General features: G+C 69.3%; 21 protein-coding genes and 2 riboswitches. Of the genes, 17 read left to right on the top strand and 4 right to left on the bottom strand.

Annotated elements, in window-relative coordinates; all coding sequences use genetic code 11:
• Window positions 1-9: 9 nt before the first annotated feature.
• The 7 genes from ABD169_RS14500 (at window position 10) to ABD169_RS14470 (ending at window position 7,771) form a co-directional block, all read left to right on the top strand.
• Window positions 10-867, top strand: coding sequence for a hypothetical protein (locus ABD169_RS14500; RefSeq protein WP_344033363.1), 858 nt, complete (start codon window positions 10-12; stop codon window positions 865-867).
• On the top strand, window positions 864-1,331 hold the full coding sequence (locus ABD169_RS14495) for a pyridoxamine 5'-phosphate oxidase family protein (RefSeq protein WP_344033362.1): 468 nt from the start codon (window positions 864-866) through the stop codon (window positions 1,329-1,331). Before ABD169_RS14500 ends, ABD169_RS14495 begins: the two co-directional genes overlap by 4 nt.
• A gap of 30 nt (window positions 1,332-1,361) precedes the next feature.
• A riboswitch (glycine riboswitch) is annotated at window positions 1,362-1,458 on the top strand.
• A riboswitch (glycine riboswitch) is annotated at window positions 1,459-1,549 on the top strand.
• Window positions 1,550-1,598: 49 nt separating this feature from the next.
• Window positions 1,599-2,756: a glycine cleavage system aminomethyltransferase GcvT gene (gcvT, locus tag ABD169_RS14490; RefSeq protein WP_344033361.1), complete on the top strand. Its 1,158-nt coding sequence runs from the start codon at window positions 1,599-1,601 to the stop codon at window positions 2,754-2,756.
• 1 nt (window position 2,757) lies between these two features.
• Window positions 2,758-3,132: a glycine cleavage system protein GcvH gene (gene gcvH / locus ABD169_RS14485; RefSeq protein WP_344033360.1), complete on the top strand. Its 375-nt coding sequence runs from the start codon at window positions 2,758-2,760 to the stop codon at window positions 3,130-3,132.
• An 8-nt stretch (window positions 3,133-3,140) separates the two neighbouring features.
• Window positions 3,141-6,089: an aminomethyl-transferring glycine dehydrogenase gene (gene gcvP, locus ABD169_RS14480; RefSeq protein ID WP_344033358.1), complete on the top strand. Its 2,949-nt coding sequence runs from the start codon at window positions 3,141-3,143 to the stop codon at window positions 6,087-6,089.
• An 88-nt stretch (window positions 6,090-6,177) separates the two neighbouring features.
• Window positions 6,178-6,426, top strand: coding sequence for a hypothetical protein (locus ABD169_RS14475; RefSeq protein WP_344033357.1), 249 nt, complete (start codon window positions 6,178-6,180; stop codon window positions 6,424-6,426).
• A 766-nt stretch (window positions 6,427-7,192) separates the two neighbouring features.
• Window positions 7,193-7,771 carry a DUF559 domain-containing protein gene (locus ABD169_RS14470; RefSeq protein WP_344033355.1) on the top strand — a complete coding sequence of 193 codons (579 nt, stop codon included), beginning with the start codon at window positions 7,193-7,195 and terminating at the stop codon, window positions 7,769-7,771.
• A 271-nt stretch (window positions 7,772-8,042) separates the two neighbouring features.
• On the opposite strand, the gene ABD169_RS14465 is transcribed toward ABD169_RS14470, so the two are convergent.
• Complete coding sequence (locus ABD169_RS14465) at window positions 8,043-8,771, bottom strand: ABC transporter ATP-binding protein (RefSeq protein ID WP_344033353.1); 729 nt, start codon at window positions 8,769-8,771, stop codon at window positions 8,043-8,045.
• On the bottom strand, window positions 8,768-9,925 hold the full coding sequence (locus ABD169_RS14460; RefSeq protein ID WP_344033351.1) for an ABC transporter permease: 1,158 nt from the start codon (window positions 9,923-9,925) through the stop codon (window positions 8,768-8,770). The genes ABD169_RS14465 and ABD169_RS14460 overlap by 4 nt, the downstream gene beginning before the upstream one ends.
• Before the next feature lie 168 nt (window positions 9,926-10,093).
• Between ABD169_RS14460 and ABD169_RS14455 the strand changes: the two genes are divergently transcribed.
• Both ABD169_RS14455 and ABD169_RS14450 read left to right on the top strand, forming a co-directional pair.
• Window positions 10,094-11,257, top strand: coding sequence for a sensor histidine kinase (locus tag ABD169_RS14455; RefSeq protein WP_344033350.1), 1,164 nt, complete (start codon window positions 10,094-10,096; stop codon window positions 11,255-11,257).
• A complete protein-coding gene (locus ABD169_RS14450; protein ID WP_046455715.1) occupies window positions 11,254-11,874 on the top strand; it encodes a response regulator in 621 nt (206 codons plus the stop codon). Before ABD169_RS14455 ends, ABD169_RS14450 begins: the two co-directional genes overlap by 4 nt.
• 104 nt (window positions 11,875-11,978) lie before the next feature.
• On the opposite strand, the gene ABD169_RS14445 is transcribed toward ABD169_RS14450, so the two are convergent.
• On the bottom strand, window positions 11,979-13,571 hold the full coding sequence (locus ABD169_RS14445) for an isocitrate lyase (RefSeq protein WP_344033347.1): 1,593 nt from the start codon (window positions 13,569-13,571) through the stop codon (window positions 11,979-11,981).
• A gap of 167 nt (window positions 13,572-13,738) precedes the next feature.
• Here ABD169_RS14445 and ABD169_RS14440 point away from each other — a divergent pair, with 167 nt between their 5' ends.
• The 3 genes from ABD169_RS14440 (at window position 13,739) to ABD169_RS14430 (ending at window position 16,003) form a co-directional block, all read left to right on the top strand.
• On the top strand, window positions 13,739-14,395 hold the full coding sequence (locus ABD169_RS14440) for a DUF1345 domain-containing protein (RefSeq protein ID WP_344033345.1): 657 nt from the start codon (window positions 13,739-13,741) through the stop codon (window positions 14,393-14,395).
• 111 nt (window positions 14,396-14,506) lie between these two features.
• The gene (locus ABD169_RS14435; RefSeq protein ID WP_344033343.1) at window positions 14,507-15,415 is read left to right on the top strand and encodes a homocysteine S-methyltransferase family protein; all 909 of its coding nucleotides are present in this window, start codon (window positions 14,507-14,509) and stop codon (window positions 15,413-15,415) included.
• Between the two features lie 9 nt (window positions 15,416-15,424).
• Window positions 15,425-16,003 carry a hypothetical protein gene (locus ABD169_RS14430; RefSeq protein WP_344033341.1) on the top strand — a complete coding sequence of 193 codons (579 nt, stop codon included), beginning with the start codon at window positions 15,425-15,427 and terminating at the stop codon, window positions 16,001-16,003.
• Window positions 16,004-16,028: 25 nt separating this feature from the next.
• Here ABD169_RS14430 and ABD169_RS14425 read toward each other — a convergent pair whose 3' ends face one another.
• A complete protein-coding gene (locus ABD169_RS14425) occupies window positions 16,029-16,859 on the bottom strand; it encodes a CPBP family intramembrane glutamic endopeptidase (RefSeq protein WP_344033339.1) in 831 nt (276 codons plus the stop codon).
• A gap of 253 nt (window positions 16,860-17,112) precedes the next feature.
• On the opposite strand from ABD169_RS14425, the gene ABD169_RS14420 reads away from it, so the two are divergent.
• The 5 genes from ABD169_RS14420 to ABD169_RS14400 all read left to right on the top strand — a co-directional run bounded on the left by ABD169_RS14420 (window position 17,113) and on the right by ABD169_RS14400 (window position 24,453).
• Complete coding sequence (locus tag ABD169_RS14420; protein ID WP_046455709.1) at window positions 17,113-18,756, top strand: peptide ABC transporter substrate-binding protein; 1,644 nt, start codon at window positions 17,113-17,115, stop codon at window positions 18,754-18,756.
• 199 nt (window positions 18,757-18,955) lie between these two features.
• Window positions 18,956-19,882 carry an ABC transporter permease gene (locus ABD169_RS14415; RefSeq protein ID WP_344033336.1) on the top strand — a complete coding sequence of 309 codons (927 nt, stop codon included), beginning with the start codon at window positions 18,956-18,958 and terminating at the stop codon, window positions 19,880-19,882.
• The gene (locus ABD169_RS14410) at window positions 19,875-20,825 is read left to right on the top strand and encodes an ABC transporter permease (RefSeq protein WP_046455707.1); all 951 of its coding nucleotides are present in this window, start codon (window positions 19,875-19,877) and stop codon (window positions 20,823-20,825) included. Before ABD169_RS14415 ends, ABD169_RS14410 begins: the two co-directional genes overlap by 8 nt.
• Window positions 20,822-22,624 carry a dipeptide ABC transporter ATP-binding protein gene (locus ABD169_RS14405; protein WP_344033334.1) on the top strand — a complete coding sequence of 601 codons (1,803 nt, stop codon included), beginning with the start codon at window positions 20,822-20,824 and terminating at the stop codon, window positions 22,622-22,624. The genes ABD169_RS14410 and ABD169_RS14405 overlap by 4 nt, the downstream gene beginning before the upstream one ends.
• Before the next feature lie 245 nt (window positions 22,625-22,869).
• A complete protein-coding gene (locus ABD169_RS14400; RefSeq protein WP_425560977.1) occupies window positions 22,870-24,453 on the top strand; it encodes an ABC transporter substrate-binding protein in 1,584 nt (527 codons plus the stop codon).
• Window positions 24,454-24,496: the final 43 nt, after the last annotated feature.

Here is a 24,496-nt window from a genome sequence, read left to right as displayed (position 1 = left end):
ACCGGCATCATGAGCCTGAGCTACGAGACCGCGGAGGAATGGGCCGAGGAGCTGTCGCTGTCCGTCGACCCGGATCTCGAGACGCTCGAGGCCTACGCGCTGCAGCGGCACCCGGAGATCGTCGCCGCGCTCGGATCGCAGGGCGCGGTGCTCGCCGAACGGATCCGGCCGGGCGCGAACGAGCGTCGGGGAACCCTCTCCTGCATCGCGGGCCTCCTCCTCTTCGGCGCCATCGGCGTCGCGCCGATCCTGGGGGTCGCGATCTACGCGGAGGCGCCGGGGGTGCTGTTCACCAGCGTTCCTCCCGTCGCCGCGGGGACCGCCATCCCGATCTCGAGCTGGTGCTTCGGGATCACGGCGGCGGTGCTGCTCGTCGGGGCGATCGTCTGGCTCGTGCGCGGCGCGCGCTGGAACCCGGCCCTGCTCGGCTACGCCGTGCTCTCCTTCGTCATGGCAGGCTTCGCGACGATCGGGCTGGCCAACGTGGCTGCGCGCGACGAGTTCGCGGGATTGGCCGGCTGGCTCTGGCCGGTCCGGGCCGCGCTGATCGTCGCCGCGATCGTCGGGTTCGCAGTGCTGCTGCGCGTACGGCACCGGGCACCCGACGAGGGGGACGCCGCGGCGGATCCCGATCCGCCGGAAGCCGGTGCGCAAGCCGGACCCGACGCGATGGAGCTCGCAGCGGCGATGCCGGAAGAAGATCGGGAGCGCGCGCTCGCGGATCGGAACGCAGCCTTGGACGCGCTCGGACGGCGCGGCTTCCTGACCGGCGGGACCGTCGATCGAGCGCGGGCCGTGCCGCTCGGGGGCCTCGGGACGTTCCGCTGGACCGGGAAGCCCGACGCCGGAACGGCGGCGACGGGATGAGTGCGGAACGAGTCACCGGATCGCTCGGGATCGCCGAGCTCGTCGCATTCGTTCGCGCGCACGGCGACGGCGTCGTCTCGACGCTCGGTCCCGACGGGGCGCCGCAGGCCGCGTACCTGCCGTTCGCGGCGACCGACGCGGGAGATCTCGTCTTCGACGCGCGCACGGCGTCGCGCAAGATCGCCAACCTCGCACGCGACTCCCGCGTCGCGGTCGTGATCGGCGGCGCCGACGGTGCGTCGCTGCAGTGCGAGGGCACCGCCGTCGTGACGGGCGGAGCGGATCGCGCCGCGGCGGCGGACGCGTACGCCGCCGCGTTCCCCGAATTCGCAGACTCGCTGCAGCGCGCCGATATCGCGGTCGTGCGGATCCGGCTCGACTGGGCGCGCCTCGGCGACTACCGGACCGATCCGCCCCGGATCGCCGAGACCCGAGGGGTGCGAACGGGGCCGGAGACCGGCTAGGCTGGCCGCAGCAACCGAATATCCGGCCCATTCACCAGCGCGGGAGAGCCGCTCGAACAACCGTCGAGCGGCACCGAAGGAGCAAGCTTCCCCGCCAATCTCTCAGGTCCAGTACCGCGCAGGCGAGGCCACTCTGAAAAGCGGGACACCGATGTCCCCGCCGACGGTGAAAGCGCGACGCCGCGCGAAGCTCTCAGGCCAATGACAGAGGGGGAGTTCTCGCCCGAGCACGGTGCTCGGGCGTCCGAATGGACCGGAGAACTCGTCGTGACCGAACGCCGTACCCCGCTCTTCCCCGCCCACGAATCCGCCGGAGCCGTCTTCACCGACTTCGGCGGCTGGCAGATGCCCGTCCGCTACACGAGCGACCTCGACGAGCACCACGCCGTGCGCCGTGCCGCCGGCCTCTTCGACATCTCGCACATGTCGGAGTTCCTCGTCGAGGGACCCGACGCCGGCGCGTTCCTCGACGGCGTGCTCGCCGGCCTCATCTCGACCATGCGCGTCGGCAAGGCCAAGTACTCGCTGCTGCTCAACGAGCGCGGCGGCGTGGTCGACGACCTCATCGTCTACCGCACGGCGGAGAGCACCTTCCTCATCATCGCCAATGCGGGCAACCGCGACGCCGTCGCCGCTGCGTTCGCGGCCGCCGCGGAGGCGGGCTCGGGGGACCGTACGGTCGAGGACGTCTCCGACACCTACGCGCTGATCGCCGTGCAGGGGCCCGAAGCGCAGAAGATCCTCGAAGCGGTCGACACCCTGGTCCCCGACGCACCGCTCTCCGAGCTCGGCTACTACGCGAGCCTCGGCGGCACCTTCGGCGTTCCGGGAGCGTTCGACGTGGCGCCCGTGCTCATCGCGCGCACCGGCTACACGGGCGAGGACGGCTTCGAGATCCTGATCCCCGCGATCGACGCGCTCGACCTCTGGTACACCGTGCTCGAGGCCGGCGAACCCTTCGGACTGGTGCAGGCGGGGCTCGCGGCGCGCGACACGCTGCGCCTCGAAGCCGGTATGCCGCTGCACGGGCACGAGCTCTCGCCCGAGATCCTGCCCGCGCAGGCCGGACTCGGCCGCGTCGTCGCGCTGAGCAAGCCCGACGACTTCGTCGGGCGCGCGGCCGTCGAAGCCTTCGATGCCGCCTCGGCGCGCGTGCTCGTCGGGCTCACCGCCGAGGGCCGCCGCGCTGCGCGCGCCGGTGCCGAGATCTACGCCGACGGCGTCGAACCGGGCGCAGACGGCGCCGGACCGATCGGGATCGTGACGAGCGGGGTGCTGTCGCCCACGCTCGGCCACCCGATCGCGATGGCCTTCGTCGATCCCGAATACTCCGAGGCCGGCACCGCGCTCGGCATCGACGTGCGGGGGCGCGTGCTCCCCGCCACCGTGACCCCCCTCCCGTTCTACACCCGAAAGCAGGCCTGACATGAGCCTTCCCGCAGAGCTGAAGTACACCCGCGAGCACGAGTGGATCCGCCTCGACGGCGACGTCGCCACCGTCGGCATCACCTCGCACGCGGCCGACCAGCTGGGCGACGTCGTGTTCGTCGAGCTGCCCGCCGCCGGCACCCGAGTGAGCCGCGGATCCGTGATCGGCGAGATCGAGTCGACCAAGTCGGTCGGTGAGCTCTTCGCACCCTTCGACGGCGAGGTCGTCGAGGCGAACGACGCGGTCGTCGATGCGCCCGAGCTCGTCAACCAGGATCCCTTCGGCGAGGCCTGGCTCGTGCGCGTGCGTTTCGACGCACTGCCCGAAGACCTGCTCGACGCCGACGCGTACGCCGCCGAGATCGACGGCTGAGGCGCGCGGTGCCCGAACAGTTCTCATCGCGCCACATCGGCACCCGCGCAGCCGACCGGGAGCGCATGTTCGCGCAGCTCGGCGTCGACGGGGTCGACAGCCTGGGTACGCTCATGCGCGCCGCGATCCCCGAGACGATCCTGATCGACGCTGCGGCGGACGCCGATGCGCCGAGCGCGATCCCCGCGGCCGCCACCGAGGCCGAGGCGCTCGCCGAACTGCGCGAGCTCGCCTCGCGCAACACCGTGCGCCGATCCATGATCGGCCTCGGCTACTTCGGCACCCGCACGCCCTCGGTGATCGCGCGCAACGTGCTCGAGAACCCGCGCTGGTACACGGCCTATACGCCCTACCAGCCCGAGATCTCGCAGGGCCGGCTCGAAGCGCTCATCAACTTCCAGACCATGGTCGCCGACCTGACCGGGCTCGCGACCGCGAACGCATCGATGCTCGACGAGGGCACCGCCGTGGTCGAGGCGATGCTGCTCGCGCGGCGCGCCTCGCGGGCGTCGTCGCAGGTGTTCCTGCTCGACGCCGACGTCCTGCCGCAGACCCGGGCACTCGTGCATCACCGGGCCGAGCCCCTCGGCATCGAGGTGCGCGAGATCGAGCTCGCCGATGCGGATCCCGCCTCGCTGCCGGAGGCGTTCGGCGTCATCGTGCAGTACCCCGGGGCGTCGGGCCGAGTGTGGGATCCCTCGCGGATCCTCGCCGCCGTGCGCGACGCGGGCGGTCTCGGCGTCGTCGCGGCGGATCCGCTCGCGCTCGCGCTGCTCACGAGCCCGGGCGAGCTCGGTGCCGACATCGCCGTGGGGACGACTCAGCGCTTCGGCGTGCCGCTCGGCTTCGGCGGCCCGCACGCCGGTTACCTCGCCGTGCGCTCGGGCCTCGAACGCCAGATGCCGGGCCGTCTCGTCGGCGTGAGCGTCGACGCCGAGGGCGCGCCGGCCTACCGGCTGAGCCTGCAGACGCGCGAGCAACACATCCGTCGCGAGAAGGCGACCTCGAACATCTGCACCGCGCAAGTGCTGCTTGCGGTCATGGCGTCGATGTACGCCGTCTACCACGGGCCCGAGGGGATCCGCCGGATCGCGACCGAGGTCGCCGGGAACGCGCGGGCCCTCGCCGGGCTGCTCGCCGAGCGCGGCTTCGAGATCGTGCACGAGCACTTCTTCGACACGATCCGCGTGCGGGTGACCGGCGATGGCGATCCCGCGGCCGAGGTCGTGGCGCGTGCGCACGAGGCGGGGATCCTGCTCTGGAGCGTGGACGCGAATACGGTGCAGATCGCGGTCGACGAGACGACGACCGGCGAAGACCTGGTCGAGGTCGTGGGTGCGTTCGTCGGCGGTTCGTTCGCGTACGCATTCGCGGTCGACGGCGATGCTCTGCCCGAGGGACTGCGCCGCACGAGCGAGTACCTGACGCACGCGGTGTTCCACGCGCACCGATCCGAGACCTCGATGATGCGGTACCTGGCCGAGCTCGCCGACCGCGACTACGCGCTCGACCGCGGCATGATCCCGCTCGGATCCTGCACGATGAAGCTCAACGCGGCGACCGAGATGGCCGCCGTGAGCTGGTCGGAGTTCCAGGAGCTGCACCCGTTCGCGCCCGCCGAGGACGTCGCGGGGACGCTCGAGCTGGTGCGCCAGCTCGAGTCCTGGCTCGCCGAGGCGACCGGCTACGACACGGTCTCGCTGCAGCCCAACGCGGGAAGCCAGGGCGAGCTCGCCGGCCTGCTCGCGATCCGCGGCTACCACCGCGCGAACGGCGACACCGAGCGCGACGTCTGCCTGATCCCGTCGAGCGCGCACGGCACGAACGCGGCCTCGGCAGTGCTCGCCGGCATGCGCGTCGTGGTGGTCGCGTGCGACGAGCACGGCGATGTCGATCTCGACGACCTGCGCGCGAAGATCGAGGCGCACGCCGAACGCCTCGCGGCCCTCATGATCACCTACCCGTCGACGCACGGCGTCTACGAGCGGGCCGTCACCGAGATCTGCGACGCCGTGCACACCGCGGGCGGCCAGGTCTACATCGACGGCGCCAACCTCAACGCGCTCGTGGGCGCCGCCCGCTTCGGCGAATTCGGCGGCGACGTCTCGCACCTGAACCTGCACAAGACGTTCTGCATCCCGCACGGCGGCGGCGGGCCCGGCGTCGGGCCGGTCGCGGCGAAGGCGCACCTCGCGCCGTTCCTGCCGGGGCACCCGCTCGCGCAGTCGACCGAGCACGCACTGCTCGGCGACCCCGAAGGCGGCATCGCCCACGGCGGCGGACCGATCTCGGCAGCCCCCTACGGCAGCGCCGGGATCCTCCCGATCTCGTGGGCCTACGTGCGCATGATGGGCGCCGACGGGCTCGCCGAGGCCACCGCCTCCGCGGTGCTCGCGGCGAACTACGTCGCGTCTCGGCTGCGCGAGCACTACCCCGTGCTGTACTCGGGCCCCGACGGGCTCGTCGCGCACGAGTGCATCCTCGACCTGCGCCCCCTGAAGGACGAGACCGGCGTGACCGTCGACGACGTGGCCAAGCGCCTCATCGACTACGGCTTCCACGCGCCGACCATGTCGTTCCCCGTCGCGGGCACGCTCATGGTCGAACCGACCGAGAGCGAGGATCTCGCCGAGCTCGACCGATTCGTCGAAGCGATGATCGCGATCCGCGCCGAGGCCGACGCCGTCGGGCGCGGGGAGTGGCCCGCCGAGGACAACCCGCTGCGCGGGGCGCCGCACACGGCCCGTTCCGTGATCGCCGACGCGTGGGCGCACCCGTACGGGCGCGAGCTCGCCGCGTACCCCGTGCCCGGGATCGTGCGCCGCAAGTACTGGCCGCCCGTGCGCCGCATCGACAACGCGCACGGCGACCGCAATCTCGTGTGCGCGTGCCCGCCGCCCGAGGCGTTCGATGAGGCGTTCGGCGCGTTCGAGGCAGGGTCCGGCGCGGGCGAGTGAGGTCGTGCGTGGGTTCAGGTGTGGGTCGGTGCTCGGGTTCGGTTTTGGGATCGTGCGTGGGTTCGGTGCTCGGTGAGTTCGGATTCCGGTGAGTTCGGATTCCGGTGAGGCGGGTCCGCGCGGCGAGCTGCCGCGCGGGCTCGCCGACGACCCGTTCGACTATCGCGTGACGAAGTCGGGCGAGGTCAGGATCACGCGCGGCGGGCGCGTGGTGACGGTGCTCGGAGGGGCCGCGGGGGAGCGCCTCGCGGCCCGCTTGGGCGTCGACCCGGTGCAGGACCAGCTGCTGCTCGCGAAGGCGACGGGCAACTACCGGCGGGGCAACGAGCGGCGCTGAGCGGTGCTCGCGCGCCCGTTGCGCGCGCGTGCGCCCGTGCGCCCGCTCGCGCCCGCGCGCTGCGCGCCCGCGCGCTGCGCGCTCGCGCCCGCTCGCGCCCGCGCGCCCGCTCGCGCGCGCTTCACCCACCCGGCGTGGTCCCGCCGCCCCAAGAGTCGAGTGAACGCTTGTACATGAAAAGACTCCTCATTTCATGTACAAGCGTTCACTCGACCTGGTTCTCGGAGGTCGTCGGCTCCATCGGAGATCCCTCACACGGGGCGTTTAGAGCACTCACCGCCCTCTTTGGCGCCAACGACTGTGGAATCCGCTACGACCGCCCTGACGCGGGGCCAGGCTCGTACGCATGACCAGATCACTGACCCGGATCCCACCTGAGCTGAGAGGCCGTCCACTCTCCGTCGGGCGCCATGGCGCGGGGTGTCTCAGCAGGGGCGTAACGCAACATCCCAGATTCACGCGTTCGCATCGGGGCATCGCCAGAGTGCTCCACCCCAATTCAGCTACGTCGGGTCAAGACGGAATTCAAATGCGGACCGATACGGCGCGCATGCGTGCTCTGGCTGCCGAGTATGCACCGCTGCTGCGCGCGGGTGAGGGTTTCAGCCACACTTGTGCGCTGCTCATCTACGGGGTCCCGATCCGGGCGCCATTGGCGGTTCACGTCGTCGCGCCGCTTCCATACGGACAAGTCCGACGACCGCACGTTTTCGGCCATCGGGCTTCAGCACCACTTGCCCTCCACGACGTGAAGGGTCTCCGGTGCGTGTCACCGCTGACTGCGCTTTTCCAATCAGCCGCATTGCTCACCTTCCGCGAGCTGGTGGTGGCCATCGACGCGTTGCTTCTCTCGCGCGGTAGGGAAGGCGAAGCGAGCGCAATGGTGTCAGCGCGGGATCTCATCGAAACGCTACGGAAGAGACGAGACCGGGGCATCGTTCGACTTCGCGCGGCGGCCGAGGTCGCGCGAGAAGGCGCGGAGTCGAGGTATGAGACTCTCGTGCGGATCGAGCTGGCCAGAATGGGGCTCGACGACCTCGAGCTGCAGGTCGACGTCTGTGACCACGAGGGGTACTGGATCGGGCGATTCGACCTTGTCGACCGGATACGAAAGCTCATCATCGAGTACGACGGCGAGCAGCATCGAACGGATCGCGCCCAGTACCTGAAGGACCTTCGGCGGCTCGAACGGGCGCGGGAGGCCGGCTACCGGATCCTGCGTCTGCACAAGGAAGACTTTCGGCCGGAGCGGTTGGACGCGACACGGCGGAGACTGTGCGAGTTCCTCGGCCGCGCTCCGGTCCCGGTCGCCCCGCATCTGGCGAGGCTCTTCGCGGAATGCTGATGGGAGCGCAGATGCGAGAGCTGCACCGCGCCGAAGCATCGAGGGGAACGGTGCCGAGAGTCGATTCCAAAGCCGATCCAGGTGCTAGCCCGGCCCGGTCCGGCCCGGTCCGGCCCGGCCCGGTCCGGCCCGGCTCGGCCCGGCTCGGCCCGGCTCGGCCCAAGCCAAGCCGAGCCGAGCCAAGCCGGCCCCGGTCAGGTGCTGGCCGGGACCGACAGAGGTCCGCTCGACGGAGCCCCGGGCCCGGCCCTGGCCCCGGTCGGCCCTTGGGCTATGCCGCGAGCGCCCGCTCCGAGATCGACTCTCGAGCTTCGATGCGGCCGTCGACCACGGTCACGAGCTCGTCGAGGGCGCCGGCGTGCACGAGATCGTGGGTGACCAGCAGCGTCGCCGTGCCGCGTTCGTGCGCGAGACGGGAGATGAGGGCCATGATCTCGGCACCGCGTTCCTGGTCGAGCGCGCTCGTCGGCTCATCGACCAGCAGTACCTCCGGGTCGTGCACCAGACCCCGGGCGATCGCGACACGCTGCCGTTGTCCGCCCGAGAGCTGATGGGGACGCTTGTCCGCATGGGCGGCGAGCCCGACCGCATCGAGGAGCTCGTCCGCCCGAGCGCGGATCGCAGTACGCCGTGCGGAGCGGGTGGCCCGGCCCCCGCCCAGTTCCGCCATCGCGAACAGCTGCTCCCGTGCGGTCAGCGACGGCAGCAGGTTCGACTGCTGGAACACGATCCCGATGCGCTCGCGGCGCAACGAGGTCGCTTCGGCGGGGGAGAGCGCTGCGGCGTCGATCGCGTCCGCGCCGTCGCCGATCAGCACGCGCCCGGAATCGGGCCGGATCAGCGTAGCGGCGACGGCGAGCAGGCTCGACTTGCCCGAGCCGGACGGGCCCGTGATCCCGACCACGGAGCCCGATCGGGCCGTGAGCGAGACGCGGTCGACCGCCGTGATGCGGTCGTCGCCGTCGGGGAAGGTGAGGGTGACGTTGTCGAGCTGGATCATCGGTGGCTCCCGAGTGCGGTGAGGGGGTCGGCTGAAGTAACGGAACGGAGGGCGAACGCGGCGCCGGCGAGACCGAGCACCGCCATGATCACGGCGGGGAGCGCCGTGGTGAGCGGGCTGAGCAGGAACGGCAGAGCGCCGCCCGCCAGGGTGCCGAGCCCGACGACGAGGGCGAGACCGACGCCGATGCCGAGCACGAGCACCACGAGCGCCTGGCCGAGCGCATCGCGCACGAGCGATCCGGTGGTGGCGCCGAGCGCCTTCAGCACCGCGATGTCTCCGGCACGCTGCATGGTCCAGACGGTGAAGAACGCGCCGACCACGAGCGCCGAGATACCGAAGAGCATGGCGATCATGAGGCCGAGGGAGCCGATCTCCGACTTGAAGGTCTCGAGCGCGCCGAGGCTCGCGAGCGTCGGTTGGGCGACGGTCCTCGTCGACGACGCGACGGCATCCCAATCGGGAGATCCGGACACCGCGAGCACGGTCACCGCGTCTCCGCCGGACCCGCCCATGCGCTGCGATGCGGCTTGCCAGGAGGCCGGGGTCATCGCCACGACCGGGGTGTGGCTGTACCAGGCATCCCCGCCGACCTTCGCGACGCGGTACTCGGAACCGGCGATCGAGATCCGGTCACCGGCCGAGGCTCCGAGGTCCTTCGCAGCGCCCGCCGACAGGCCGACCTCGTCGTCCTTCACGGGCGCGAGCCGAGTCAGGTCGGTGGACCCGCCGGACCCGCCGGACCCGCCGGACGACGGCGCGGGGAACCCGAAGAGCGCGACTCCGACCGGAGATCCGCTCGAAGTCGCCGACGAACTCGCAGAGCCGGACGAATCGACGCCCGCCCCACCGAGCTGCGCCCGGCCCTGCGCGATCCCGACCGGCAGCACCGACGAGACGCCGGGGGCGTCGCGCCACTCCTGCACGGCCTTCGCGTCGATCTCCGAGGTGCCGAACGACGGCGACCCCGAGGAGGGATCCTGCAGCACCAGCCGATCGCCGGGCAACCCCAGCACCGCCGAGACGTTCTGCGACGCGAGCCCGCCGGTCAGCCCGGCGAGGAACCCGACGAGGAGGGTGATGAGGGCGACGACGGCCCCGATGAGCAGGAATCGTCCGCGGGCGAACCGCAGATCTCTCCAGGCGACGAACACGAGTGGCTTCCTTCCGGCCGCTCGAGGCGAGCAGCACCATTCCAGGCTCCTCGCGCGGCGCCCTCGCGTCATCGCCGCTTCGGTCGGTCTTCCCGAGTCGAAAGGATGGCCCACGCTCCAACTTTCGGAGGATGCGTCTTCGCGGCCCCGCGCCTACGCTGGAGATCCATGGCCCACGCGACTCTCACCCCGGTGTTCGTCGGGCTCCGCGTCGGCCTGCACGTGCTGCTCGTGGGGCTCGCGGCGTTCGCCGTCGTGCCCGGGTTCGTCACCGAGCGCTCGAGCGCGCCCTGGGCGCTGCTCATCGCGATCCTCTTCGTCGCGGTCTACGCGGGCGGCGTGCTGCTCCCCAGGAAGCGGGTACCCGCGACGCTCTGGGTCGCCGCGCTCACCCTGCTGTGGGCGGTGCTCGTCTGGCTCGCGCCCGAGGGCGCCTACCTCGTGTTCCCGCTCTTCTTCCTCTATCTGCACGTGCTGCCTGGCGCAGGCGGCATCATCGCCGTCATCGCCTCGACCGCGATCGCGATCCTCGCACTCGGCCTGCACCTCGGCTTCAGCATCGGCGGGGTCATCGGCCCGCTCGTCGGCGCCGGCGCCGCGATCCTCATCGGGCTCGGCTACCGGGCGCTGGCCCGCGAAGCCGCCGAACGACAGGAACTGGTCGACGAACTGCTGCGCACCCGTGAGCGGCTCGCGGCGACGGAACGTGAACAGGGGGCGCTCGCCGAACGCTCCCGCCTCGCACGAGAGATCCACGACACCGTCGCGCAGGGACTCTCCAGCATCCAGATGCTGCTGCACGCCGCCGAACGGGACGACCCGGACGGCCCGGGAGCCCGGCATGTGCGCCTGGCCCGGGAGACCGCGGCGGACAGCCTCGCCGAGACCCGGCGGTTCATCCGGGAGCTCGCACCCCCGTCGCTCGACGACGGCTTCGCCGCCGCGCTCCGCCGCCTCGCCGAGGATCAGAGTCGCCGCTCCGGCCTCGTGATCTCGGTCGAGACGCCCGACGAACTGCACCTGCCCATGAGCACGCAGACCGCCCTGCTGCGGATCGCGCAGGGCGCCGTGTCGAACGTCGTACGCCACGCCGCCGCCGGCCGGGCCCAGATCCTGGTCGAGGCGATCGACGGCCGGGTCACGCTCTCCGTGCACGACGACGGCGTCGGCTTCGACCCCGAGCACGTCGCAGCCGGCGGTGGCTCGGCGGACAGCTTCGGACTGCGCGCCATCGCCGAGCGCGCCCGCCAGCTCGGCGGCACCCTCGTCGTCGAATCCGAACCCGGACGAGGCACCCTGCTGTCCGTGACCCTCGAGAAGGGAGACGCATGATCCGGATCGTGCTCGCCGACGACCACCCCGTGGTGCGCGCCGGCATCCGAGCCCTCCTCGAGGGCGACCCCGAGCTCGAGATCGTCGGGGAGGCCGCGACGCCGGACGAGGCCGTCGCGCTCGCCGCAGCCGACCGGCCCGATGTCGTGCTCATGGACCTCCAGTTCGGGCAGGACCAGACGGGCGCCGACGCGACCCGCAGGATCCGCGCGCTCGCGGGCGCTCCGGCCGTGCTGGTGCTCACCAACTACGACACCGACGGAGACATCCTCGGCGCCGTCGAAGCGGGTGCCAGCGGCTACCTGCTGAAGGATGCTCCGCCGGCGGAGCTGATCGCCGCGATCCGCGCGGCGGCGGCGGGGGAGAGCGCGCTCGCGCCGGCCATCGCCGGGCGCCTGCTCGCGCGGATCCGCACCCCGCAGGCGAGCCTCAGCGCGCGAGAGACCGAGGTGCTGCGCCTCGTCGCCGATGGCGAGAGCAACAGCGCGATCGCGGCCAGATTGCACATCTCCGACGCCACGGTGAAGTCGCACCTGGTACACATCTTCTCCAAGCTCGGCGTCTCGTCGCGCACCGCCGCCGTCGCGGCTGCGCGCGACCTCGGCGTGCTGCGCTAGCCGCTCCGCGCGGGACCGTTCCACCAGTCGGATCGGCCGGGACCCCGGAAACACGGGGAGGGCCCCGGCCGAAGCCGGGGCCCTCCCCGTGTTTGATCCTCGGATCAGAACTGGTTCATCGTGTTGTCCTTGCCGCCGGCCTTGAGGGCCGCGTCGCCGGCGAAGTACTCCTTGTGGTTGTCGCCGATGTCGCTGCCGGCCATGTTCTGGTGCTTGACGGTGGCGATGCCCTGGCGGATCTCCTGGCGCTGCACGTCGCGCACGTAGGTCAGCATGCCCTCGTCGCCGAAGTAGCCCTTCGCGAGGTTGTCGGTCGACAGCGCCGCCGTGTGGTAGGTCGGCAGGGTGATGAGGTGGTGGAAGATGCCGGCACGTGCCGAACCGTCGCGCTGGAAGGTGCGGATCTTCTCGTCGGCGATGCGGGCGAGCTCGGTCTCGTCGTACTCGACGCTCATCAGCTTGTCGCGGTCGTACGCCGACACGTCCTGGCCCTGCTCGACGAGCTGGTCGAAGGCCTGCTGGCGGAAGTTGAGGGTCCAGTTGAACGACGGGCTGTTGTTGTAGACGAGCTTCGCGTTCGGGATGACCTCGCGGATGCGATCCACCATGCTGGCGATCTGCTCGACGTGCGGCTTCTCGGTCTCGATCCACAGCAGGTCCGCGCCGTTCTGCAGCGAGGTGATGCAGTCGAGCACGACGCGGTCCTCGCCGGTGCCCGTGCGGAACTGGTAGAGGTTCGATGCGAGGCGCTTCGGGCGCAGCAGCTTGCCGTCGCGCTTGATCACCACGTCGCCGTTGCCGAGCTCGGCCTCGGAGATCTCCTCGACGTCGAGGAAGGAGTTGTACTGGTCGCCGAGGTCGCCGGGGGTGCTGGTGACGGCGAGCTTCTGGGTGAGGCCGGCGCCGAGCGAGTCGGTGCGCGCGACGATCACGCCGTTGTCGATGCCGAGCTCGAGGAACGCGTAGCGGACCGCGTTGATCTTCGCGATGAAGTCCTCGTGCGGCACGGTGACCTTGCCGTCCTGGTGGCCGCACTGCTTCTCGTCCGAGACCTGGTTCTCGATCTGGATCGCGCAGGCGCCCGCCTCGATCATCTTCTTCGCGAGCAGGTAGGTCGCCTCGGGGTTGCCGAAGCCGGCGTCGATGTCGGCGATGATCGGCACGACGTGCGTCTCGTAGTTGTCGATCTGCGACTGCAGGAACTCGACCGCGGTCTCGTCGCCGGCGGCGCGGGCGTCGTCGAGCTGGGTGAAGAGCAGGTCGAGTTCGCGGGCGTCGGCCTGGCGGAGGAAGGTGTAGAGCTCCTCGATGAGCGCGGGCACCGCGGTCTTCTCGTGCATCGACTGGTCGGGCAGCGGGCCGAACTCGGAGCGGAGCGCGGCGACCATCCAGCCCGAGAGGTACAGGTAGCGCTTGTTGGTGGTCTTCAGGTGCTTCTTGATCGAGATCAGCTTCTGCTGGCCGACGAAGCCGTGCCAGACGCCGAGCGACTGGGTGTAGACCGAGGAGTCGTCGTCGTACTCGGCCATGTCGCGGCGCATGATGTCGGCGGTGTACTGGGCGATCTCGAGGCCGGTCCGGAACCGGTTCTGCGCGCGCATGCGGGCCACGTGCTCGGGGTTGATCGCATCCCAGCCGGAGCCGTTCTGGTCCTTCAGGCCTCGTGCGGCTTCGATGTCGTTCTGGAACGCGGTCATGATGACTCCTTGACGTGGATCTTCGGTGATTGATTCCACAATGACCGAGCCCGGGCGCCCGAATCGGCCATTTCTGGGGTGAAGATTCGGCGTATTTCTGCTCGACGGAAAATTTGCTGGTTGCGAGGCGACGCGAAGGGCGGTTTCGGCCGCACTAGGATCGCGGCATGAGCGGACTCTCGGATCGGGCGCAGCTGCGGCTGCGGTGGGGGATCGCGGTCCTGCTGGGGATCGCCGCGGGAGCGATCGCGGGACCGGCGCTCGGTCTCGCCGCGGGGCTGCTCGCGGGCTGGGGCGCGCTCGCCTGCGTGAGCACGATCTGGGTGCTGCTGCAGGTATGGCCCATGGACGCCGACGCGACGCGGGCTCACGCGACCGCGGAGGATCCGAGCCGGCGGATCGCGCGCCTCATCGCCATCGCGGGCAGCGTGGTGAGCCTGGCCGCCGTCGTGATCGTGATGATCCAGGCGCGTCACGCGAGCGGAGCGGCGACCTACTGGCTCGCGGGCATCGCCGTGGTCAGCATCGTGGCGTCGTGGGCGCTGATCCAGATCAACTACCTGCTGCACTTCGCCCGCAGCTACTACGAGGATCGCGGCGACGGCGAGATCAAGCGGGGCATCGACTTCAACCAGCAGGAACCGCCGGAGTACACCGACTTCGCCTACTTCTCCATCGGACTGGGCATGACCTACCAGGTCGCCGATACGAACGTGACGCGCAACGAGATCCGCCGCATCGTGATCGCCCAGACGACGCTCGCCTACCTCTTCGGCGCGGGGATCCTCGCGACCGTCATCAACCTGGTTTCGGGTCTCGGCTGACGCGTCGCGGTCGCTCCGGAACGCGATGCGCGCCGCGCGGGCGTCCCGCGACCGGCGGCGTCGTGTGAGGATGGAGGCGAACCGGATCGACGGCAGCGAGGGAGCACCGGAATGCACGACACCCAGCAGTGGATCACCGACGGCGGCATCGAGACCGCGCTCGTCGACCGCCTGGGGCAGGACCTGCCCGAGTTCGCCGCGTTCGTGCTGCTCGACAGCGCCGAGGGGCGCCGGGCGCTGCGCGAGTACTACGCGCCCTTCGTTGATCTCGCCGATGCCGCGGGCCTCCCGATCGTGCTCGACACTCCGACCTGGCGCGCGAACCCCGACTGGGGCGCGCTGCTCGGTGCCGACGACGCGCACCTCGAGCGGATCAACGAGGACGCGGCGGCGTTCGTGCGCGAAGTCGCCGACGAGCTCGCTCCCGATGCGGAGGTGGTCGTGAACGGTTGCGTCGGCCCGCGATACGACGAGTTCGAGGCCGAGCAGCGGATGACCGCGGAAGAGGCCCAGAGCTATCACGCGCCGCAGATCGCCGCGCTCGCGGCGGCCGGTGCGGATCGGATCACCGCGGTGACGGCGCTCGACGCGGCGGAGGGCATCGGGGTGGCCCGCGCGGCGATGGCGCTCCGGGTGCCCGCGTACGTGTCGTTCACGGTCGGGGCCGACGGACGGCTGGCCGACGGATCCTCGATCGCGGAGGCGATCGCGGTGAGCGATGCGGCCACCGGCGGCGGCATCGAGGCCTACCTCGTCAACTGCGCGCACCCGTCGGAGGTCGCCGCGGGCCTGGGCGACGGCTCCGCCGCCCTGAGCCGGATCACCGGGTTCCGGCTGAACGCCGCGCGCGACGGCGACGACGGGGCCGGCGACGAGCCGGGGGACTTCGCCGCCGGGGTGCTCGCCCTGCGGGATCTCGCCCCGAACGCGCGAGTGTTCGGCGGCTGCTGCGGTACCGATGCGCCGCACATCGACGCACTCGCAGGACTCCTGCGGGGTGCTCCGGCTTCGAGTCGCTAGGCTGTCCGGGTGACTGATCCGCTGATTCCCGAGCTTGTCGAGACCGAGGTCGAGGTGCCGGAGCGCAATCCGCACCTGGTGCCGTGGATCACGGTCGGCGCGATCGCCGTCGTCGCGATCGTCGTGTCGATCCTCCTGGTGACCTTCGGTCGGGCCGAGAGCATCGCCCCCACCGCAGATCCGAAGCCGTCGACGTCCGAGACGACCTCGCCGTCGCCGTCCACGACTCCCAGCGAGACGCCGACTCCGAGCGAGACACCCAAGACCGACGACGTGCCGGCCGTCACGATGGGACCGTCGCAGCGGCTCGCGATCGAGCCCTGGGGCGTGCAGGCGCAGCTGTCCAACAAGTTCGGCAGCTCGCAGTACTCGATCGATGCGCAGCAGAACCTGGTGCTCACCTCGCCGCTGATCGAGAAGCTGCCGGAGTCCTGCGCGGCCATGCGCAAGCAGTTCGGCATCACGAAGGGCACCGACGGCAAGTACGTCGTGCTGCGGCCCGGCGAGAAGTGCGCCGAGGCGCCCGAGCTCTACGACGAGATCTGGGGCCAGCTGGCCGAGACCGTCAAGACGATCAAGCCGCTCTGAGTGACGCCCGCGCGGCCGCGCCGCGCTACTTCGCGGCGGCGAAGAGCGCGGGCCAGATGGCGACCGCGAGCGGATAGCCGACGAAGCTCACGATGTCGAGGATCCAGTGCGCCACGACGAGGGGGAGCGACCGGCCCCAGCGCTGGTAGCACCAGCCGAAGACGAGGCCCATCACGACGTTGCCGATGAAGCCGCCGAAGCCCTGATACAGGTGGTAGGTGCCGCGCAGCAGCGCGCTCGACACGATCGTGGCGACTGGGCCGACACCGAGGCGCTTGAGGCGTTCGAAGAGGTAGGCGACCACGATGAGCTCCTCGGTCAGCGCGGCCTTCAGCGCCTGCAGCACCAGCACGGGCACCGTCCACCAGGCGGCGTCGAGCGCGGTCGGGATCACGGTCGCGTTGATGCCGATCGCCTTGGCGAGCACGTAGAACGCCAAACCTGGGATCCCGATGGCGGCGGCGAGCAGGAACCCGCTGCCCGACTCCCGTGCCCACCAGGGGCCGCGCGGTGAACCGGGGACCCGGATCGGGGCGCCGAGTCCGAGCGCGCCCAGGTGCGGCGCCCGTTCGTGCCAGAGCAGGAAGACGACCAGGGCGACCGGGGCTAGACCGAAGCCGAAGGAGAGCAGCTGGTAGATCAGGTCGAACAGGGGGCGCTCGTCGAGCGGCGAGTTGATGGTCGCGGTCTGCGAGGACAGCGCGGTCGTGCGGGTGAGCCGCTCGACGATGGCGACGATCGCGTAGACGGCCGAGGCGCCGAGCGAGAGCGCGAGCACGATGGCGATCTCCCAGCGGAGCCGGGTTGGGGAGAGCTGCGGGGCCGCGGAGCCCGGAACGCGTTCGGAGGGGAGCACGCGCTCAGCGTACCGGCGAGAGGCTCGGACGAATCCGCGAGAACTGTTCGAACTCGACAAAACCGTCTCCGCGTTCTGGGGGTCGCGCTGTGACTTCCTGGACCTTCGTCACGATTGGGTCGCGATTCGCGCGCGTTGGCCGTTTGTGCAGACGCCTTCCGATTAGGCTCTGGTCGGTTGAACTCCGCGGAGTGCGATGGGGCGTTTTCGATGCCCGGGGCACCTCCGCGGAATCTGAACAAGGAGGAATATCTTGAAGCGAACTCGGATCGGCCTGGGGCTCATCGCCCTCGCCGCAGCGGGCTCACTTGCACTCGCGGGCTGCTCGTCGTCGAGCACCGGCGGAGACAAGGGATCGACGCCCAAGGGCGACGCGTCGGCCATCATCACCACTGACGGATCCGAGCCGGAAAGCGGCCTGATCCCCAGCGACACCAACGAGGTGGGCGGCGGAAAGATCCTCGACGCGATCTTCGCCGGCCTGGTGTACTACGACGCGAAGGGCAAGCCTCACAACGAGGTCGCCGAGTCGATCGACACCAAGGACTCGAAGGTCTTCACCATCAAGCTGAAGGCCGACCAGAAGTTCACCAACGGTGACCCGGTCGACGCCGACTCGTTCGTCAACGCGTGGAACGACGCTGCGAAGCTGTCGAACGCGCGCAAGAACTCGAGCTGGTTCGCCAACATCGAGGGCTTCGACGACAAGAAGGACGCCAAGCTCACCGGTCTCAAGGTCGTCGATCCGACCACCTTCGAGGTCACGCTGAAGTCGGCGCAGTCGGACTTCCCGCTGCAGCTCGGCTACTCGTCGTTCTACCCGGTCCCGAAGTCGGGCTTCGACGCCCAGGGCAACGTGACCAAGGAGTTCGGTCAGAACCCGATCGGCAACGGCACCTACAAGGTCGCGCCGAAGGGCTGGGTGCACAAGCAGCAGATCGAGCTCGTCAAGAACGATGAGTACAAGGGTGACCGCGAGGCGCAGAACGCCGGCGTGACGATCAAGTTCTACGACTCGTTCGATGCCGCGTACGCGGACCTGCAGGGCGGTCACCTCGACGTGCTCGACCAGATCCCGGATTCGGCCGCTGCGACGTTCCAGACCGACCTGGGCGACCGCGCGGTCAACCAGGGCGCTGCGATCTTCCAGTCGTTCACGATCCCGGCTCGCCTGCCGCACTTCAGCGGCAAGGAGGGCGAGCTGCGCCGCGCTGCGATCTCGCACGCGATCAACCGCGACCAGATCACCGACAAGATCTTCTCGAAGACCCGCCAGACGGCGACCGACTGGTCGGCTCCGGTGATCGAGGGTCACAGCAAGGATCTTGCGGGCGCTGACGTGCTGAAGTACGACCCGAAGAAGGCGAAGGAGCTGTGGGCCGAGGCCGACAAGATCTCCAAGTGGTCGGGCAAGTTCCAGATCGCCTACAACGCCGACGGCCCCCACCAGGGCTGGGTCGATGCCGTGACCAACGACATCAAGAACTCGCTCGGCATCGAGGCTTCGGGCGCTCCGAACCCGCTGTTCGGCGACTTCCGCCAGTCGATCACCGATCGCAAGATCCAGACCGCGTTCCGCTCGGGCTGGCAGGGCGACTACCCGGGTCTGTACAACTTCCTGGCTCCGCTGTACCAGACCGGTGCATCCTCGAACGACGGCGACTACTCGAACCCCGAGTTCGACAAGACGCTCGCCGAGGGTCTCGCCGCGAAGGACGTCGCGGCGGCGAACAAGAAGTTCGACGACGCGCAGGAGATCCTGTTCAAGGATCTGCCGGCGATCCCGCTGTGGTACCAGAACGCATCGGGCGGTTTCGGCGAGGGCGTCAACAACGTCACCTTCGGCTGGAACTCGGTGCCGCTGTACTACCAGATCACCAAGACGGCTGCGAAGTAACGCCGCCTGATGAGGCCCCGGGCGCACCCGCCCGGGGCCTCACCCCGTCACGCCGCATCCGGCAGACCAGACGGGCCACAAGCCCGGCGCAGCACACTGACGACTGCGGACAGAGAAGTCCGGAATTCGTTTTGCGCCCCGACTGCGAGAGAATACGCAACATGTCTACTCAGATCGATCGGGGGAGGGGAGCAGCCGCATGCTGAGATACGTCCTCTTCCGGATCCTGCAAACGATCCCGGTGCTCCTCGGCACCACGTTCCTCATCTACTTCCTGGTCTTCGCCATGCCCGGCGACCCGGTGCTCACCCTGTTCGGCGACAAGACGCCGAGCCCCGAGGTGCTCGCCCAGATCAAACACCAGTACCACCTGGACCAGCCCTTCATCGTGCAGTACCTGCTGTACGTCGGCGGCATCTTCCGCGGCGACCTCGGCATGACTTTCTCGGGGCAGCCGGTCTCCGAGGTGCTCGCCAGCACCTTCCCGGTGACCATCCGCCTCGCGATCATGGCGATCGTGATCGAGCTCGTGCTCGCGATCTCGATCGGCCTCATCTCGGGTCTGCGCAAGGGCAAGTTCTTCGACAACATCAGCCTCATCATCGGCCTGATCATGATGAGCGTGCCGATCTTCGTGATCGCGTTCGTCGGCCAGTACTTCCTCGGCATCAAATGGCCGATCTTCCGCACCACGGTCGGCGTCGGCGCCCCGTTCCAGGATCTGATCCTGCCGGCGCTCGTGCTCGGCGTCTCGCTGTACGCGACGAGCATGCGCCTCACACGCGCCTCGGTGATCGACACGCTGAACCAGGACTTCGTGCGCACGGCGTACGCCAAGGGCCTGAGCCGCAGCCGCGTCATCCCCGTGCACGTGCTGCGCAACTCGCTGATCCCCACGCTGACCAACACCGCCACCAACTTCGGCGTGCTCATGGTCGGTGCGACGGTGACCGAGGGCATCTTCAACGTGCCCGGCGTCGGCAACACGCTGTTCCGCTCGATCCGCCTGGGCGAGAACACCACCGTGGTCTCGTTCGTCACCGTGATGGTGCTGATCTACCTCTTCGTCAACCTCTTCGTTGACCTGCTCTACGCCGTGCTCGACCCGAGGATCCGTTATGCCTGAGTCCACGAACCCGAAGCTCGAACACTTCGTCGCCCCGGTCGACGAGACTCCGGTCGCCGCGGTCGACGCGCCCAAGCTCGACGAGCGCCGCTCCGGCCTCTGGATCGACGCGTGGCGCGACATCCGCAAGCGCCCGATGTTCTACGTGTCGGTCGCCCTCCTCGCCGTGGTGCTCGCCGCAGCGTTCTTCCCGCAGCTGTTCACCTCCTTCTCGCCCACCAAGTGCGACCTGTCGATGAGCAACACCGGCCCCACCGCGGGCCACCCGTTCGGCTTCACCAAGCAGGGCTGCGACATCTACTCGCGCGTCGTCCACGGCACCTCGACCTCCGTGTCGGTGGGGCTCATCTCGACGCTGCTCATCTTCGTGCTCGGCACGATCATGGGCGCGATCGCCGGCTTCTTCGGCGGCTGGGTCGACGGCGTGCTCTCGCGCATCGGCGACATCTTCTTCTCGATCCCCTACATCCTCGCGGCGGTCCTCGTCATGGGCATGTTCAAGGAGTACCGCAACATCTGGACCATCTCGCTCGCCATCGGCCTGTTCGCCTGGGCGTCGAGCGCGCGCGTGCTGCGCGCCGAGGTGCTGCGCGTGAAGCCGGCCGACTACGTCACCGCGTCCAAGGCGCAGGGACTCGGTCCGTGGACGACCCTGTGGCGCCACGTGCTGCCGAACTCGATGGCTCCGATGATCGTCGTCTCGACGCTCTCGCTCGCGGCTTCGATCGTCGCCGAAGCGGTGCTGTCGTTCCTGGGCGTCGGCCTCGGCTCCGACGTCATGTCCTGGGGCAACGACATCGCGGCGGCTCAGGGCGACCTCCGCACCGCACCGATGAACCTCATCTACCCGTCCATCGCGCTGTCGCTCACGGTGCTCGCCTTCATCCTGCTCGGCGAGCTCCTGCGCGACGCGCTCGACCCGAAGGCGAGGGCGCAGCGATGAGCGAGCAGCAGCCGATCCTCAGCGTGCGCGACCTCAAGGTCGCGTTCGGCACGAAGAAGAAGCAGAACGAGGTGCTGCACGGCGTCGGCTTCGACGTCTACCCCGGCGAGACCGTCGCGATCGTCGGCGAGTCCGGTTCCGGCAAGTCGACCACCATGCACGCGGTCATCAACCTGCTGCCCGGCACCGGCAAGGTGACCGGCGGCTCGGTGCAGTGGAACGGGCGCGAGCTCGTCGGCATCGGTCGCAAGGAGATGGAGTCGATCCGCGGTCGCGAGATCGGTCTCGTGCCGCAGGACCCGATGTCGAACCTGAACCCGGTGTGGTCGGTCGGCTTCCAGGTCGAGGAGGCGATCCGTGCGAACGGGCTCGCCTCGGGCAAGAAGGCCGTGCACGCGCGCGCCGTCGAGGTGCTCGAGCAGGCCGGCCTGCAGAACGCCGAGCAGCGCATGAAGCAGTACCCGCACCAGTTCTCGGGCGGCATGAAGCAGCGCGCGCTGATCGGTATCGGTCTGGCCGCGAACCCCGAACTGCTGATCGCGGACGAGCCCACCTCGGCGCTCGACGTGACCGTGCAGCGCGTGGTGCTGAACCACCTCGAGACGCTCACGAAGGAGCTCGGCACCGCCGTGGTCTTCATCACGCACGACCTCGGCCTCGCAGCCGAGCGCGCGGAGAAGCTCATCGTGATGTACAAGGGCAACATCGTCGAGTCGGGCCCGAGCCGCGAGATCCTGCAGAACCCGCAGCACCCCTACACCCGTCGACTGGTGTCCGCGGCTCCGAGCCTCGCATCGCGTCGCATCGGTGCCGACGCGAGCCTGCCCGCGGCCCCCACCTCGACGTTCGACGTCGCGGCGCTGGCCGAGAGCACGGAGCGCAAGATCGGCGAGCCGCTGATCGAGGTCGAGGGCCTGCGCAAGGTCTACAAGCTGCGCAAGGGCAACTTCGGCTCCGAGGACTTCGTCGCGGTCGACAATGCGACCTTCACGATCAACCGGGGCGAGACGCTCGCGCTGGTGGGCGAGTCCGGTTCGGGCAAGTCGACGATCGCGAAGATGGTGCTGCAGCTCGAGGACGCGACCGCCGGAACGATCAAGATCGAGGGCCGCGACACGTCGAAGCTGAACGGCCGCGAGCTGTTCAACCTGCGGCGCACGCTGCAGCCCGTGTTCCAGGATCCGTACGGCTCGCTCGACCCGCTGTACAACATCGGCAACACGATCATGGAGCCGCTGAAGATCCACAACGTGGGCGATGCGGCGAGCCGCAAGGCGCGCATGTACGAGCTGCTCGATCAGGTCTCGCTGCCGCGCGAGGTCGCGACCCGCTACCCGAACGAGCTCTCGGGCGGTCAGCGGCAGCGCGTCGCGGTCGCCCGCGGCCTGGCGCTCAAGCCCGACATCCTCGTGCTCGACGAGGCCGTGTCGGCGCTCGACGTGCTGGTGCAGGCGCAGATCCTCGATCTGCTCGCCGAGCTGCAGCGCGACCTGGGGCTGACCTACCTGTTCATCACGCACGACCTCGCGGTCGTGCGCCTGATCGCGGATCGCGTGTGCGTGATGCAGCAGGGCAAGATCGTGGAGCAGGCGACCACCGACGAGGTGTTCGAGAACCCGCAGCAGGAGTACACCAGGAACCTGCTGGCGGCGATCCCGGGCGCCAGCATCGAGCTCGGCGTCGAGCCTGCCGCGAACGAGGACTACGTCCCGCACCTCGAAGCCGCTCCGGAGCATTCGGCAGAGGCGAACGGTGCGATGGGCAACGCCTCTCGTAATTCGACCGGCCCGGCTTTCTAGCCGGCACACCGACGCGGCAGCGGGGCGGGATCCTTCGGGATCCCGCCCCGCTGCCGTATCCGGGTACCGAAGTTGTCACGATTGCGACAACGCGGTTCGCGAGAGCGGAGACGGATCGCTATGATCGGGCTGTCTCTCCGCGTGGAAACGTCGCCGCATCGATGCGTCGACGTGAATGCGGACCTAACTCATGTAATGGAGCAAGAGTGAAACTTTCACGGACTGGAACTGGCGCAATCGCGCTCGTGGCCACGGGAGCCCTGCTGCTCACCGGTTGCGCACAGGGCGGTGGCACTGGCGGCGGTGGCACCGGCAGCGGATCGATCACGGTGGGCACGACCGACGTCGTGACCGCGCTCGACCCGGCAGGCTCGTACGACAACGGCTCGTTCGCGGTGATGACGAACGTCTTCCCGATGCTGATGAACCACCCGATCGGCAAGTCCGAGGTGGAGCCCGACATCGCGACCTCGGCAGAGTTCACGTCGCCGACCGAGTACACGGTGAAGCTGAAGAAGGGGCTCAAATTCGCGAACGGGCACGATCTCACGAGCTCGGACGTGAAGTTCACCTTCGACCGCCAGGTCAAGATCGCCGATCCCAGCGGCCCGTCGAGCCTGCTCGCGAACATCGCCAGCGTGGACGCGAAGGATCCGGAGACGGTCGTGTTCCACCTCAAGGAGGGCAACGACCAGACCTTCCCGCAGATCCTCTCCACTCCGGCGGCCCCGATCGTCGACGAAGAGGTCTTCCCGGCCGACAAGCTCGCGAGCGATGACGAGATCGTCAAGGGCAAGGCCTTCGCCGGCCAGTACACGCTCGAGGCGTTCAAGAAGAACGAGCTCGCCTCCTACAAGGCCTATGACGGCTACCAGGGCATGTGGGGCAAGCCGAAGACCGCCAGCGTGAACGTCAAGTACTTCGCCAAGGAGCCGAACCTCAGCCAGGCCATCCAGACGAAGGCCATCGACGTGGCCTTCCGCAGCCTGCCCGCGGCCGACATCGCGAAGTTCCGGAACACCAAGGGCCTGAAGATCGTGCAGGGCCCCGGCGGTGCGATCCGCTACATCGTCTTCAACTTCGAGACCCAGCCCTTCGGCTCGAAGACGCCGGAGGCCGATCCGAAGAAGGCGCTCGCGGTTCGCCAGGCCGCGGCCGATCTCGTCGATCGCGAGAAGATCGCCAAGCAGGTCTACGAGGGCACCTTCAGCCCGCTCTACAGCCAGGTCGCGCAGGGCTTCACGGGCGCCACCGAGTCCTTCAAGGGCGAGTACGGCGACAAGAAGGGCGGCCCCGACGCCGCCGCCGCCAAGAAGGCGCTCACGGACGCCGGCGTGCAGATGCCGGTCACGCTGAAGCTGCAGTACAACCCCGACCACTACGGCGATAAGTCCTCCGAGGAGTACGCGCTCGTCAAGCAGCAGCTCGAAGCCGACGGCGTGTTCAAGGTCGACCTGCAGTCGACCGAGTGGGGCCAGTACAGCGCCGACTTCCCGAAGGACGTCTACCCGGTGTTCCAGCTCGGCTGGTTCCCCGATTTCTCCGATGCGGACAACTACCTGAGCCCGTTCTTCACCAAGGGCGGCGGCTTCACGAACAACCACTACGCGAATGAGGAGGTCGACGCGCTCATCAAGAAGCAGCGCGCGGTCACCGACAAGGCCGAGCGGACCAAGGACATCGAGCAGATCCAGGATCTCGTAGCCAAGGACGCCCCGATCATCCCGCTGCTGCAGGGTGACCAGGTCGCAGTGACCGTCGACGGTGTCGACGGCGTCACCCTCGATGCCTCGTTCAAGTTCCGTCTGGGAACGCTGACGAAGAAGTAGTCGACGGCCGTGCACGGAGAGCGGAGCAGCATCGGATCGGTGC

The organism is Leucobacter iarius (assembly GCF_039530105.1).
Lineage (GTDB): Bacteria > Actinomycetota > Actinomycetes > Actinomycetales > Microbacteriaceae > Leucobacter > Leucobacter iarius.
Note: the sequence above shows the minus strand (reverse complement) of the source record. Positions and strands in the feature narration are given on the sequence as shown.